Origin of the sequence: Maribacter aquimaris (assembly GCF_014596745.1) — a bacterium.
Lineage (GTDB): Bacteria > Bacteroidota > Bacteroidia > Flavobacteriales > Flavobacteriaceae > Maribacter_A > Maribacter_A aquimaris.
The window spans coordinates 83,230-96,050 of the sequence record NZ_JABTCF010000002.1 but is presented as its reverse complement, the minus strand read 5'-3'; the positions used below and the strand labels follow the sequence as shown (position 1 = coordinate 96,050).

Annotated in this window: 13 protein-coding genes; 8 read left to right on the top strand and 5 right to left on the bottom strand. The window is 40.8% G+C overall.

The window, feature by feature from the left end; all coding sequences use genetic code 11:
• Nucleotides 1–42: 42 nt before the first annotated feature.
• The 6 genes from HPE56_RS04580 to HPE56_RS04555 all read left to right on the top strand — a co-directional run bounded on the left by HPE56_RS04580 (nucleotide 43) and on the right by HPE56_RS04555 (nucleotide 5,636).
• A complete protein-coding gene (locus HPE56_RS04580) occupies nucleotides 43–1,923 on the top strand; it encodes a T9SS type B sorting domain-containing protein (protein WP_188242601.1) in 1,881 nt (626 codons plus the stop codon).
• Nucleotides 1,924–1,994: 71 nt separating this feature from the next.
• Nucleotides 1,995–2,873 carry a cell division protein FtsX gene (locus HPE56_RS04575; protein ID WP_188242600.1) on the top strand — a complete coding sequence of 293 codons (879 nt, stop codon included), beginning with the start codon at nucleotides 1,995–1,997 and terminating at the stop codon, nucleotides 2,871–2,873.
• Nucleotides 2,874–3,015: 142 nt separating this feature from the next.
• The gene (locus HPE56_RS04570) at nucleotides 3,016–3,285 is read left to right on the top strand and encodes a DUF3098 domain-containing protein (RefSeq protein WP_188242599.1); all 270 of its coding nucleotides are present in this window, start codon (nucleotides 3,016–3,018) and stop codon (nucleotides 3,283–3,285) included.
• Nucleotides 3,286–4,080, top strand: a complete 795-nt coding sequence (locus HPE56_RS04565; protein ID WP_188242598.1) for an undecaprenyl-diphosphate phosphatase — start codon at nucleotides 3,286–3,288, stop codon at nucleotides 4,078–4,080.
• Between the two features lie 44 nt (nucleotides 4,081–4,124).
• Nucleotides 4,125–4,844, top strand: a complete 720-nt coding sequence (truB, locus tag HPE56_RS04560; RefSeq protein ID WP_188242597.1) for a tRNA pseudouridine(55) synthase TruB — start codon at nucleotides 4,125–4,127, stop codon at nucleotides 4,842–4,844.
• Nucleotides 4,845–4,907: 63 nt separating this feature from the next.
• Nucleotides 4,908–5,636, top strand: coding sequence for an energy transducer TonB family protein (locus tag HPE56_RS04555; protein ID WP_188242596.1), 729 nt, complete (start codon nucleotides 4,908–4,910; stop codon nucleotides 5,634–5,636).
• Here HPE56_RS04555 and HPE56_RS04550 read toward each other — a convergent pair.
• The 5 genes from HPE56_RS04550 to HPE56_RS04530 all read right to left on the bottom strand — a co-directional run bounded on the left by HPE56_RS04550 (nucleotide 5,619) and on the right by HPE56_RS04530 (nucleotide 11,505).
• Entirely contained in the window at nucleotides 5,619–6,257 is a 639-nt protein-coding gene (locus HPE56_RS04550) for a thioredoxin family protein (protein ID WP_188242595.1), read from the bottom strand. The two genes, HPE56_RS04555 and HPE56_RS04550, sit on opposite strands and share 18 nt — an antisense overlap.
• A gap of 134 nt (nucleotides 6,258–6,391) precedes the next feature.
• On the bottom strand, nucleotides 6,392–7,795 hold the full coding sequence (locus tag HPE56_RS04545) for a TolC family protein (RefSeq protein ID WP_188242594.1): 1,404 nt from the start codon (nucleotides 7,793–7,795) through the stop codon (nucleotides 6,392–6,394).
• 2 nt (nucleotides 7,796–7,797) lie between these two features.
• On the bottom strand, nucleotides 7,798–9,150 hold the full coding sequence (locus HPE56_RS04540) for an HlyD family secretion protein (RefSeq protein WP_188242593.1): 1,353 nt from the start codon (nucleotides 9,148–9,150) through the stop codon (nucleotides 7,798–7,800).
• Between the two features lies 1 nt (nucleotide 9,151).
• On the bottom strand, nucleotides 9,152–10,825 hold the full coding sequence (locus tag HPE56_RS04535; protein WP_188242592.1) for a peptidase domain-containing ABC transporter: 1,674 nt from the start codon (nucleotides 10,823–10,825) through the stop codon (nucleotides 9,152–9,154).
• On the bottom strand, nucleotides 10,822–11,505 hold the full coding sequence (locus tag HPE56_RS04530; protein ID WP_188242591.1) for a TetR/AcrR family transcriptional regulator: 684 nt from the start codon (nucleotides 11,503–11,505) through the stop codon (nucleotides 10,822–10,824). The genes HPE56_RS04535 and HPE56_RS04530 overlap by 4 nt, the downstream gene beginning before the upstream one ends.
• Nucleotides 11,506–11,658: 153 nt before the next feature.
• On the opposite strand from HPE56_RS04530, the gene HPE56_RS04525 reads away from it, so the two are divergent.
• Together HPE56_RS04525 and HPE56_RS04520 are read left to right on the top strand one after the other, a co-directional pair.
• Nucleotides 11,659–12,018, top strand: coding sequence for a hypothetical protein (locus HPE56_RS04525; protein WP_188242590.1), 360 nt, complete (start codon nucleotides 11,659–11,661; stop codon nucleotides 12,016–12,018).
• 191 nt (nucleotides 12,019–12,209) lie between these two features.
• Nucleotides 12,210–12,773, top strand: a complete 564-nt coding sequence (locus HPE56_RS04520; RefSeq protein WP_188242589.1) for a DNA-3-methyladenine glycosylase I — start codon at nucleotides 12,210–12,212, stop codon at nucleotides 12,771–12,773.
• The last annotated feature ends 48 nt before the right edge of the window (nucleotides 12,774–12,821 follow it).

Genomic DNA, 12,821 nt, shown 5'->3' with positions numbered 1-12,821 from the left:
TCGGCAAAATGCAGCATCATTTGCCCAGTTCTTAGAGTAACCATGAAGAAATCAAATTACAATTTAATTGGTATCGCCCTCCTGTTTTGGGGATTATCGATTTTTGTCGCTCACGCCCAATTGGGATTTTGTGGTGGCAATTCCGGAGACCCTATTTTTACTGAGGATTTTGGGGCTGGCACGACCAACGGCCCGCCATTACCTACGGGCACCACCTCCTATAGCTATATTAGCGGGGAACCCATAGACGGCAAATACACCATCTCTAGCAATACGGCCTATTACGATTGGTTCAACACGAATGACCACACCCCGAACGATAGTAATGGGAAAGCTTTTATCGTCAATGCCAGTTATACCCCTGGGGAATTTTACCAAAGGACCGTAACAGGATTATGTGAAAATACATCCTATGAATTTTCATCCTGGTTGATGAATTTACATCCTAAATCCGGTTGTAATGGTAATGGTATTCCCATAAACGTACGATTTCAGATTTGGGACAACACAGGAACCGATTTATTGGCATCGGGAGATACGGGGGAAATTCAGGACAAAACGTCCCCCGTATGGGAACAATACGCCCTTTTGTTCCAAACCCGACCCGGACAGACTTCCGTTATATTGAAAATGCTGAACAACGGTGCCGGTGGATGTGGCAACGATCTGGCCATTGATGACATTGTTTTTAGAACTTGTGGGGATTTTATTGATATCTCCAATGACCAAAATGAAACGAATATATTGGTCTGTGAGGATTATGGCCCCGTAAGCACGCATCTTACCGCCCATCCTGATTATTCGATATACCCCACACACGTTTACCAATGGCAAGAAAGTACCGATGGTGAAAACTGGGTTGATATTGTAGGTGAAACCAATCAAGATTATACCCCTCCGGCTATTACTTCCACTATTTTTTATCGGGTAAAAGTTGCCGAGGACCTCGTAAACCTCAATAATTCGTTATGCAATACGCAATCGGAAGTTTTCGACATCATTATCGTCCCCAAACCGGACCCTCCCAGTAGCGCTTATAACACTATTACTTTATGTCAGGATCTAGGTGAGGTAATCCTTGTCACGGTGCCGGCCAATACACAAGTGAATTGGTATGATGCCCCAACGGGCGGCAACCTTCTTCTCGAGAACAACACGACCTACAAACCACAAAGCCAAGGAAACTATTACGCGGAGGCCACATCAACTATGACAGAATGCACATCCGATGCCCGAACGGGAATATCGGTTGATTTCTATACACCTCCAATGCCTATAGATGAAGATCTTATTTTTTGTGAGGGAGGCGCTATTGTACTTTCTGCTGGTCTATTGAACATGCAATACGAATGGAGTACAGGAGAAAGCACCGTTGAAATCGAGGTGGATACTCCAGGCCAGTACACCGTGAAAATAACCGATGGGAATGGTTGCTCAGCTACTAAAACCATCAATCTAATCCAATTGAATACTCCAGTAATCGATTATATAACCTCGGATGATTACACCCTTGAGGTCCACATGGCGAATACGGGCGATTTCGTATACTCCTTGGACGGAAACTCCTATCAGGGGAGCCCTGTCTTTGAGAATACGCCAGGCGGACATTATACGGTTTTTGTAAGTGAAAAGAATGGATGCGGCACCACCCCTATGGAGTACGTACATCTTGTGATTCCAAAATTCTTTACCCCGAATGGGGACAAAGTCAATGATTTATTCATTCCCGAGGGCATTGAGGCTTACGCCAGTTATGAAGTTATGATTTTCAATCGCTACGGGATGCTTATCAAACACACGAAAAATGCCCCGTTTCAATGGGATGGCCGTTTTAACAATACAGCCCTTCCATCGGACGACTATTGGTACGCCATACATATTGATGGAAAGGTGCTAAAAGGGCATTTTAGTTTAAAAAGATAAAACCCTGCCTATTTTTATAGGCGTAAATATCAATTTACTTTCCTATTTTTACATATTGAAGTATTCCAAGCATGAGCAAATCTTTTGAACGATACCAAAAACGAAAATTAATCTCTTCGTATTTCTCCGTGGTTTTAAGTATTGGGTTGGTACTTTTTCTTTTGGGTATTCTTGGTTTATTGGTACTGAATACCAAAAAAATGGCCGATCATTTCAAGGAACAGATAACCGTCTCGGTTTTCTTAAAGGAAAACGCCAAGGAGGTCGAGGTAGACCAGCTACAAAAGAGTTTGGCCATGGCCGAATACACCAAAACGGCCACCTATGTCTCCAAGGAAGAGGCCGCCGAACAGCACAGTGCGGATATTGGTGAGAATTTTATCGATTTCCTAGGGTACAACCCCTTAAAGAATTCCATTGATGTACAATTGAATGCCGATTTTGTTTCGCCGGAACAAATTGAGGAAATTGCCACCGAAATTTCCAAAAAGAACTATGTCGATGAAGTAAGTTATGACAAACCCTTGGTTGGCCTGCTAAGCGATAATGTAAAAAAAATCAGTTTTTGGATCCTTGTGGCAAGTGCTATTTTCACGTTTATTGCCGTTCTACTCATCAACAGTTCCATACGATTATCCATATACTCCAAACGCTTTATCATTAAAACCATGCAAATGGTAGGGGCCACCAAGACTTTCATTCGAAGACCATTTATTTGGACGAATATAAAACTGGGTATGTTGGGTGCACTGATTGCCCTCATGGGCTTGGGTGGTGTGTTGATCTATTTGGATAGAAACTTCACCGAGTTCAACCTTCTTCAAGATAGCACTTTGATCATCTTACTCTTCGTGGGTGTTTTTGTTTTAGGCGTTTTGATTTCATTGATCAGCACTTATTTTGCTACACAACGTTTCCTAAACCTCAGGACCGACGAGTTGTATTATTAACACAGGTCCTACCGGTTCTTTCAGGCGAAATATCAATTTCCCAATGAAACTGGAACCTTCGAAAAAAGTTAAGAAATTGTAATAAAAGCATAAATTCCCGGTTAAATAAAAATAATAAGTCTGACTTCATTAAATTTGCGACATGGCTCAAAAGCAAAACATTTCAAATGGACAAGCTGTTAAGCATGAATTCATATTTCATAAAAAGAATTATTTGTTCATGTTTCTAGGGATTGCCTTTATCACCATGGGTTTTATACTCATGTCCGGGGGAGGTAGCAACGACCCGAATGTCTTTAATGAAGATATCTATAATTTTCGTAGAATCCGATTGGCCCCAACCTTGGTATTGATCGGTCTCGGGATCGAGATATATGCCATTTTGTTAAATCCCCATAAGAAACGCAAGTAATTGGAAACATTTGACGCAATTATCCTTGGAATCATCCAAGGTCTGACCGAATTTCTTCCGGTATCATCCAGTGGACATTTAGAATTAGGAAAAGCTATATTGGGAGACCACTCGGTGCCTGAAGAAAGTTTATTGTTTACCGTGATCCTGCATTTTGCAACGGCACTCAGTACTATGGTAGTATTCAGGAAAGACGTTTGGGAGATCATTAAAGGGCTTTTTCGGTTTCAATGGAACGAGGAAACCCGTTTTACCTTAAAAATCATAATCTCAATGCTACCTGCCGTATTGATTGGCCTCTTTTTTGAAAAACAATTGGAAGCCTTTTTTGGAGGTGATATCCGCTTTGTCGGGTTTATGTTGTTGATTACTGCGGTATTGCTGTATTTTGCCGATAAGGCCAAGGACACCGATAAGAAAGTGTCTTATAAAAATGCATTCATCGTTGGGGTCTCCCAAGCCATTGCCATGCTACCGGGTATTTCTCGATCAGGGGCTACGATTTCAACCTCTGTACTATTGGGAGTCGACAAGACCAAAGCGGCACGTTTTTCCTTTTTAATGGTAGTCCCCTTAATCTTCGGCAAAATTGGCAAAGACCTTCTGAGTGGGGAACTAAGTATCCAAAGTGAGGATACCTTTGCCATGGGAGCAGGGTTCATCGCGGCGTTCATTGCCGGTTTGGCTGCCTGTACTTGGATGATCCAATTGGTAAAGAAAAGCAAATTGAGCTATTTTGCCATTTACTGCCTGATAGTAGGACTCATAGCCATTACATACAGTTACTGGGTTTAAATTCCGTATCCGCTAACTTTGAAAAAACCTAAAAACGCCTTTTAATGAAATCATTGTCAAAAGAAGATTTTTTAGAAGGGCAATTGCTTTTGATCGACAAGCCTATGGGCTGGTCATCGTTCCAAGCCGTGAATAAACTCAAGTGGGCTATTCGCAAGAAATTCTCACTAAAAAAATTCAAGATAGGGCATGCCGGCACATTAGACCCATTGGCCACAGGCCTCTTACTGGTTTGCACAGGTAAATTCACCAAGAAAATAAACGACCTTCAGGGGCAAGCAAAGGAATATACGGGAACGATTACCGTAGGAGCCACAACACCTTCGTTTGACCTGGAAACCGAAGTGGATGAAACCTTTCCGATCGACCATATTTCAGATGCTTTGGTCCACGAGACCACAGCCGGTTTTATCGGGGAGATCGAACAGGTACCGCCTGTATTCTCCGCTTTAAAGAAAGACGGGAAACGTTTATATGAATATGCCCGCGAAGGCAAGGAAGTTGAAATCAAAAAAAGACAGGTAACTGTTTCCGAGTTTGAAATCACCAAAATAGATTTACCAAAAATCGAATTCAGGGTAGTCTGTAGCAAAGGGACCTACATACGCTCCTTAGCCCATGATTTTGGCAAGGCATTGCAATCAGGGGGCCACTTATCAACCCTTCGAAGAACCAAAATAGGTGATTATAACGTAGATATAGCCACAGACCCTAACGTTTTTGCTGAAACACTGCTTAATCCAGGGAATGTTATGGATTCTTAAGTAAAAAGGAAACCATTTCAACGAATAATTAAAATATTTTAATAAAATCTAGGTTATAGCCTTATGCAACTTAACCGTCAACAGCTATCATTACTCATAACCGTATTCTCCATGGCCATTGTGGTCTTGGGGCTTTACAACATTCATCTTGGCGGACAACAAGAAGAGGACGAGTATGTGGTTGAATTGGTCTTGGATGAGGATATGCTCGAAGAATTGATCAAGGAAGAGGAAAAGATGCTGGAAGAATTGCAGCAACAGGACCCCATTAAAAGCCATATGGCCTTCAATGAAACTGCAAAACCTAGTTTTGGAAATCCCGAACCCTTGAAAACCCTTGAAGAGATATTAGAGGAAAAAGCCATGAATGCATCCGATGACGCTTCTGAATATGATGGTATGGATTCCGATTATGTGGCCAAGGTAAAGGAATTGGCCAAACAAAGGGAGGAAAAGAAACAATTGCTGGGGGAAAGGGAAGCCCAAAAAGAAGAGCGGACCAATTTTCTCGCGGCAAGGAGAACTTCAGTCTCCTATTCGCTTGTGGACAGGAACAATTATAAATTACCCCCACCTATCTATACCTGTATCGAAGGGGGAAAAGTAGTCATCAATATTGAAGTCGATGCACTCGGCAATGTGACCGATGCCAGCTTTAACGCAAAAAGTTCCGGCACCTCCAATGGGTGTCTGGTAGACAATGCGATTACCTATGCTTTAAAAGCCAAATTTGACACCTCCTCAAAAGCAGTACAAAAAGGAACGATCACTTACCTATTTCAAGGCAAGTAACTCCAAAAGATCATTCAGCATACTCTGCCCCTTGTCCTTATTATACCAAACTTGTAGTTCTTCCTTAAATTCGGGTGTTAGCACACCATGTTCGTTTTTATAATCGACGACCATTTGCTGTGCTGTCTTAGGTCTTGAGCCCCATTCATTCAATATTTTACCGGAAGCATCCTCGACCATGACCAATTTGGGAATGCTCATGGCACCATTGGTTAAAAAGCGGTTCATGATTTCGAGGTTTTCATCCCTTAGGATTATTTTCAGGGAGATATCGTCATTTAAGGCAGCGACTTTATGGATCATTGGCAAGGACTGTGCAGCATCCCCACACCAACTTTCGGTCAAAACCAACCATGTTACCTTATTACCCGTGTAACCTTTTATCCTATCTGCGGATGCTTCATCGATTTTCAAGGTTTTGTCCAAACGCTTCATACGTCGTTGGTTCAGGAGGGTATAATTGACCATATCCTCGGACACTTCGGGCCCTGTAGCCTTACCCGCTGCCGCCAAACCATCCATTAACGCTCTATAGTCAGGATATGACATCCCCTTTTCTATTCCTTTTTGTATAATTTCCTCTGTAGTAAGCTCCAAATTCTCCAAAACGCTTGTATTCATAAGTATTGTTTTTAAAAACGGCAAAGTTACTTATGAAACTAAATTCCATTGGTAACTTAGGTCACATTGGTAGCAATTATTTCTATAACCTTACAAATCCGAATTTAGCGTATCGATACTTATATTATAGTTGATTACAGGTTCTGGGGATTCACGGCAAGACTTTGGAATAGTTTCGCTTTGGCGATGAAGTATTTGTTCCGTACCTCTATCTTCTTTAATTCAGCATCGATGAGTTTACCCTCCCGGGAATTGACCAAAAACAATGAGCTTTCCCCAAAACTGAATTTGCGTTCCTCTGCCTTTAAAAGCGTATTATAATTTTGAACTATTTCGTTGATAAGTGGATTTTGGTCCTCAAAGGATTCCAGTTCCCTGTAAATGGACAAAATCTTGTTCTTGATCTGGATTTCCGTATTATCCAACTCATATTGTGCATCCTGTAATTTGAATTTGGCCAATTTCAAGTCCCCTCGCTCCTTCCGTAAAAATAAGGGCAATTGAAAACTGAACCCACCTTTGTACTGTGTGGTTTGAAACGAATTGACAAACTCCGGGGTCTCGGTCAAAAAATTATACTCTAGATTTATCTTCGGCAACAATCGATTCGCTTTTAGCCTTTTTTCCACACGTAAGCCCTCTATTTTATATCCCAATGATTTCAATTTAGGGTGATCTTCGAGCAAAAAACTATCGAGCGGCTTTCCCAATATTTCCAAGGTACGATCAATTTCCCTTTCAATAGAGGTCTCAGGAACCACATTCGATTGCAATTCAACAGGTATACCTTCATTCAACCACAAGAAATTGGAAAGCTCTAGCGTTTGCTTCATTAACCTTACATTGGCCTGCTCACGTCCCAATGCCCTGGATTGCATAACTATTTTTGCCTCCACGGTATCGATGGCCGCTATTTCACCCGCCTTGGCACTACTTTTTATTCCCTCGAATCTTATTCTTGCATTTTCCAAAAAGTTATGATACACCAAAGCTTCATGATATGCTTTCAACCAATCGAAATAGGCCAACGAAGCTTCAAAAAGCACTTGATTGACCAAGAGGTCACGATCGGCCTTGGACTGATTCTTGAAATATTTCGCCTTTTTCAGGGTGGCCATTCGGTCGTTGATCCATAAACCTTGTCCGACCGACATTGAAATACCTGCACTATACAAACCGTCTGGGGGAACCGTATTTTCAGGATTCAAATAGACCCCATCATTCTGTTCGAAATTCCCTTTGAGTTCAATTCCATACCATGTTGGAACCTTGAAGGTTGCATTCAAACGGTCGTAATATTCGGTCCCCTTGAATTTCTTTTGACCGTAATCAACTTCTATTTTGGGATCAAAACCACCACGGGCCTTCATTAGATTCGCTTGCCCAATACTCAATTGCAATTCGGCTTGTTTTGCTATAGGATGGTACTTTTTCACATACCCCAAATACTCGTTGAACCTTAAAACCAATGTATCCTGTGTTTGGGCCTGAAGCGAAACGCACCATACAAGGCATAGGAAAATAATAAAATTGCGCATGCCTATTTCTTTTTGGATCCTGATTTTACGTTGTTCGGCTGATAGTAATTTGGGGGGAAACCGTTCAATTGTCTCCATAATTCATACCATATGGGAACATCTTCCAAAAGGGCAATCGTACTCGCACCTGAACCCACACGAATTGCCTCTGGCCATGGATGATCATCAGGGTCAGGGGCCAGCAATACCCTGTACATACCATTTTCACTGATAAAGGTTTCTATAGCCACTACTTTGCCACCATAGGTTCCATAGGAAACATTGGGCCATCCACTGAAAACTATGGCAGGCCAACCATCAAACTGAATACGTACCTTTTCTCCAATATGCAATAGGGGAAGGTCCAAGGGTTGTACATAGCTCTCAACAGCCATGTCTATATCGGCGGGCATAATACCCACCAATCGATCACCCTCTTTAAAAGTCTCTCCGATACCAGCCTGTATCGCTTTATTGATATATCCGTTTTGGGGAGCACGAATATAGTACAGGTCATTGCGCATCTGATAGTTGGTAAATTGATTTTCCAACTTGGTTACCTGTGCCTTAGAATCGAATTGATTCGACTGTGCCGTAAACATATCGCTCTCTGCCTTTGATATTTTGTCGGTGTATTCGGCCATTACCCGACTTATCTCAACTTGGGCATTCAAAATCCCATTTCGGGCCGACAACAACTTGTTTTCCTGGGAAATCAACTTGGCCTGTGTTTCTTGAAGCTTTAGTCGTTTTTGTTCTACATCGGTCATCGCCTTCAAACCTTCGGCCTGCAATTGCACTGTACGGTCGTATTGTCGCTGGGCAATCTCAATATTCGTCCCTGCTGCCTCAAGATCAACACTGTCACTCTTTACCTTAAGTTTTGACTGCAGTAATTTGTTCTTGGCTTGTTCTAACTTCAGCCCCCTTTCCCTAACCAGTCCGCCTATTTGATTGTTCAATGCTTTCACCTTACTTTCATAAGAAGTGACCGAACCTTCCTTGGCCCTAATTTGAAGCTCGGTACGTTCTACCAACCTGGGATCGAAATATTCGTTTTTTATTTCGGAGATGTGTAGAATCGTATCCCCTTTTTTAACGTAATCACCTTCCTGAACATACCATTCCTCAATTTTACCTGGAATTGGTGATTGAATGGTTTGTGGGCGTTGATCAGGTTTTAGGGTGGTTACATATCCTTTGCTATTGATGTTTTGTGTCCACGGCAAAAAAAGAATAATGAAACCAGCCAGTGCAAAGGCCAGTAAAAAACGATTGAAATGTTTATAGTGCCTTTGATGGAATACCTTTTGGGCAGAAGAAAATCGTTCCAAAGAAACCTTTTGGTTTAATTTGTTGTGTGAAATATTCAACATATCAGATTACTTTTTCATTGATTATTCTTCCTCGTTCCATGGTTACGATATGCGTACAATGATCGATCCATCGCTTATTTTCACTAACTACGATTAAGGCCCAACCATTGTCGGGATCACTTAAAAAGTGAATAAGATCTATGGCCTCCTCTTTATCAAATTGATCTAAGGGATCTTTTAAGAGGAGTAATTTCGGATTTCTCACAATACTGCGCGCAAGGACAATTTTTTTAGACACCGTAAACGGTATTTGCTGCCCTTCAGGATAAAGGACCGTTTGCAACCCTTGGGGTTGTTCTTTTACGAATTGATTTAGGCCAACCTTGTCAATGGCCCAATTGATCCTTTCTTGTGAAATAGAGGTATCACCAAATGTAATATTGTTCCTGATGGTGCCTTCAAAAGGGGATTCCCCTGGTAAGGTATGGCCTATTTGAGAACGATAACTATTAAGGTTCAAAGCATCCAATGAGTTACCATTCACGTATACACCTCCGGAATCCGCCTCCATTATGCCGGATATAATCCGCAATAAAGTGGTCTTTAAGGAACCGCTTTTACCCCTAATGAGCATCCTGGAATCAGGTGTGATCTTTAGACTCACATCATCGATAACCATCTTTTTACTTCCAGGCACTTTATACGAAACATGCTCCAACTCCACAGATAGGGGCACATCTTCCCCAAAGGAAATTTCGCCCTCCTGCGGTTCCAATTCCTTATCAACGACCTGTCCCAACTTTTCCAAGGAGGTCAATAAATCATAAAAAGTTTCCAACCCCAAAATCAGTTTTTCCACAGAACTAATGACCAAAAGAATAATGATCTCCGCCGCAACAAACTGCCCGATGTTCATCTCTTGGTTCAAAACCAACAGCCCCCCAATGATGAGCAGACCGGCAGTCACCAAAACTTTAAACCCAATCATTTGGATGTATTGCAGGACCAAAATCCTAAAATGGCCCTCTCTTGATTTTAGATATTCAGAAACCAGTTCATCATTCTTGTCCAAGGCGTGGGACGTTTTACCTGAAAGTTTAAAACTAACGATTGATCGCGCCACCTCTTGAAGCCAATGGGCTACCTTATATTTACTCTTAGACTCATTTAAACTCGTATCCAACCCTTTCTGTGCAGTAAACTTGAACACCACGTAGATCAACAGCAACAACAAGATGCCATAAATGATAAAGAAGGGATGGTAAAATGAAAGCAACAATAGACCCAATATAATCTGCAACAACGCTGCAGGGAAGTCAATCAAGATCTTTGATATTCCTTTTTGGACCGTAAGTGTATCGAAAAACCGATTCGCCAGTTCCGGCGGATAGTAATTACTTAACTCACTCATCTTTATTTTGGGAAACCTATAGGCAAATTCGAAAGATGAACGGGTGAATATCTTCTGTTGTACATTTTCAATAATCCGTATTTGCATTAATTGCAGTATCCCAACAAATGCCACTCCTATCGTGACCAATACCACAAGTACGATCCACGAAGTACTTATTTGGGCACCCTGCAACAAATTGATGATGGCCTGAATACCCAGGGGTAAGGATAGGTTAACAACACCGGCAAATATCGCATAATAGAAAACTTGAAAAATATCCCTTTTATCCAAGCGCAACAGCCCTATTAACCGTTGCCATGTGGTCATAATTATTTTGGTCATTTAGTCTTTGGTATTAGAATGCTGAAAACCAAGTTCAAGAAATAGGCTGTTGGGGCATTTTTTGCATGACAGTCGGTCAATGAAGGAAAATGATCTCTTAGAAAATACTGATGCAGCGATCCTTCCAGGATTGTACTGGCAAGACTTGACGCATAGGGATAATCGGGATCGATAGCCTTGATCATATCGCTGATTCTCGTGACCAATCTTTTATAGATTATAAAATAGCCTTCTTTATTCTCGGCATCAATCTCCTTCGTCAAATAGGATTTGGAATACTCATTAATAACGATCTTGTTCAACAACACCTCGTTGATATGTGAAAAAGAGGAATCCTCCTCAGTGGCTTTGGTAACGATTTCAATCGTCTTTTCGAGTTTCTCTTTTGGATTGCTTATACTATTGGTGGCAAAGACCAACTGGTATTCCAACCATCCCCAATACCAGGAGGCTAAATACAAGAGCAATTTGTGCTTGTTCTCAAAATAGCGGTAAATGGAACTCTCGTTAGAACCAATCTTAGCCCCCAACTTTTTGAAGGTGAAACTTTCGAAACCCATGTCATTGATCATAAGGATACTTTCCTCGATGATCCGCTTTCCCAAATCCGAGGATTCAGGATCTTTTACATAGATATTTTCGTTGATGTTTATTTTAACAGATTGTAACAAACGATCCATGATCTTCAATTTTTATGTTGATCAAATATAATAGTATTACTATCATTATATGGTTGTTTAACTATTTTTTAACGGTTGTTTTACTATCTATTTTATTATTTTTGATTTCAGCTTAATTTATAATCAAATCATTAATTTTTAAACACAATTTTTATGAGAAAGCTAATTTTTTTAACCACTGTTTTATTATGTTTTGGATGGGTTAAAGGACAACAGACTGAATTTCCCATAGAGAAAGGGAGTATTTTTATTTTAGGAACACCTTCTTCCGGGTTGGAGTTTAAATACATTCATTTCCCAAAAAGGAATTTTATCATTAAAAGAGGTGGAATCGCCGATTATAAAGGAATCATAGGTAAAAAAGTTGAAGTTTCCCAAGTGGTATCATCCCAAAACGGTGAAACGGAAATAATTCTTAAACCTTTGGATGGTCAACGCTTCTTCAAGGTTTTTCCCAAGGTGAAAGCGGACTACGAGAAGGCTTTGGGACGCGGTGAATTAATACCCATATAAACCAAGCCATGGAACATGTTCTTTCCGGGATTTTCCACCTCGTGGATATAAGCCAAGTGCCGATCCATCGGCAAAGCGGAAAGAACATGTTTCACCCCTACTAAAAACCATAAACCACATTGGTTAGAAAACATAAAACCGGTCTATTGAAAATCATATTAATCCATATCTTTATTCTATAGATAAATGACATGGATAAACACAAATGTGGATGGTGCTTGGGTGATGCCCTTTATGAAGCTTACCATGACGAAGAATGGGGGTCACCCGTAAAGGATGATGCCTTACTTTTTGAATTTTTGGTATTGGAAACCTTTCAGGCCGGACTAAGCTGGATTACCATTCTTAAAAAACGCGAAAATTTCAGAAAGGCATTTGACAACTTCGACTATAGGAAAATTGCCACTTATGAAGAAGATAAGATCCAAACCCTATTGCAGGATGCCGGAATCATCAGAAACAAATTAAAGGTTCGTGCAACAGTTTCCAATGCTTTAGCGTTTATGAAAGTACAGGACGAATTTGAAAGTTTTAGTAATTATGTCTGGGGATTCGTTAATCACGCACCCTTAAAAAACAATATTGAAAACTATAAAAACGGCCCTGCAACCACGGCAATTTCGGATGCACTGAGCAAAGACCTAAAGAAGAGAGGGTTTAAATTTGTGGGTAGCACCGTGGTCTATGCCTTTATGCAGGCCATAGGTATGGTCAACGACCATGAAATCGATTGTTTTAGATATAATGAGGTTTAAAGGCCAAGCTCCATTTTCTGAGTATATATTACAAGATAAAATAAATTA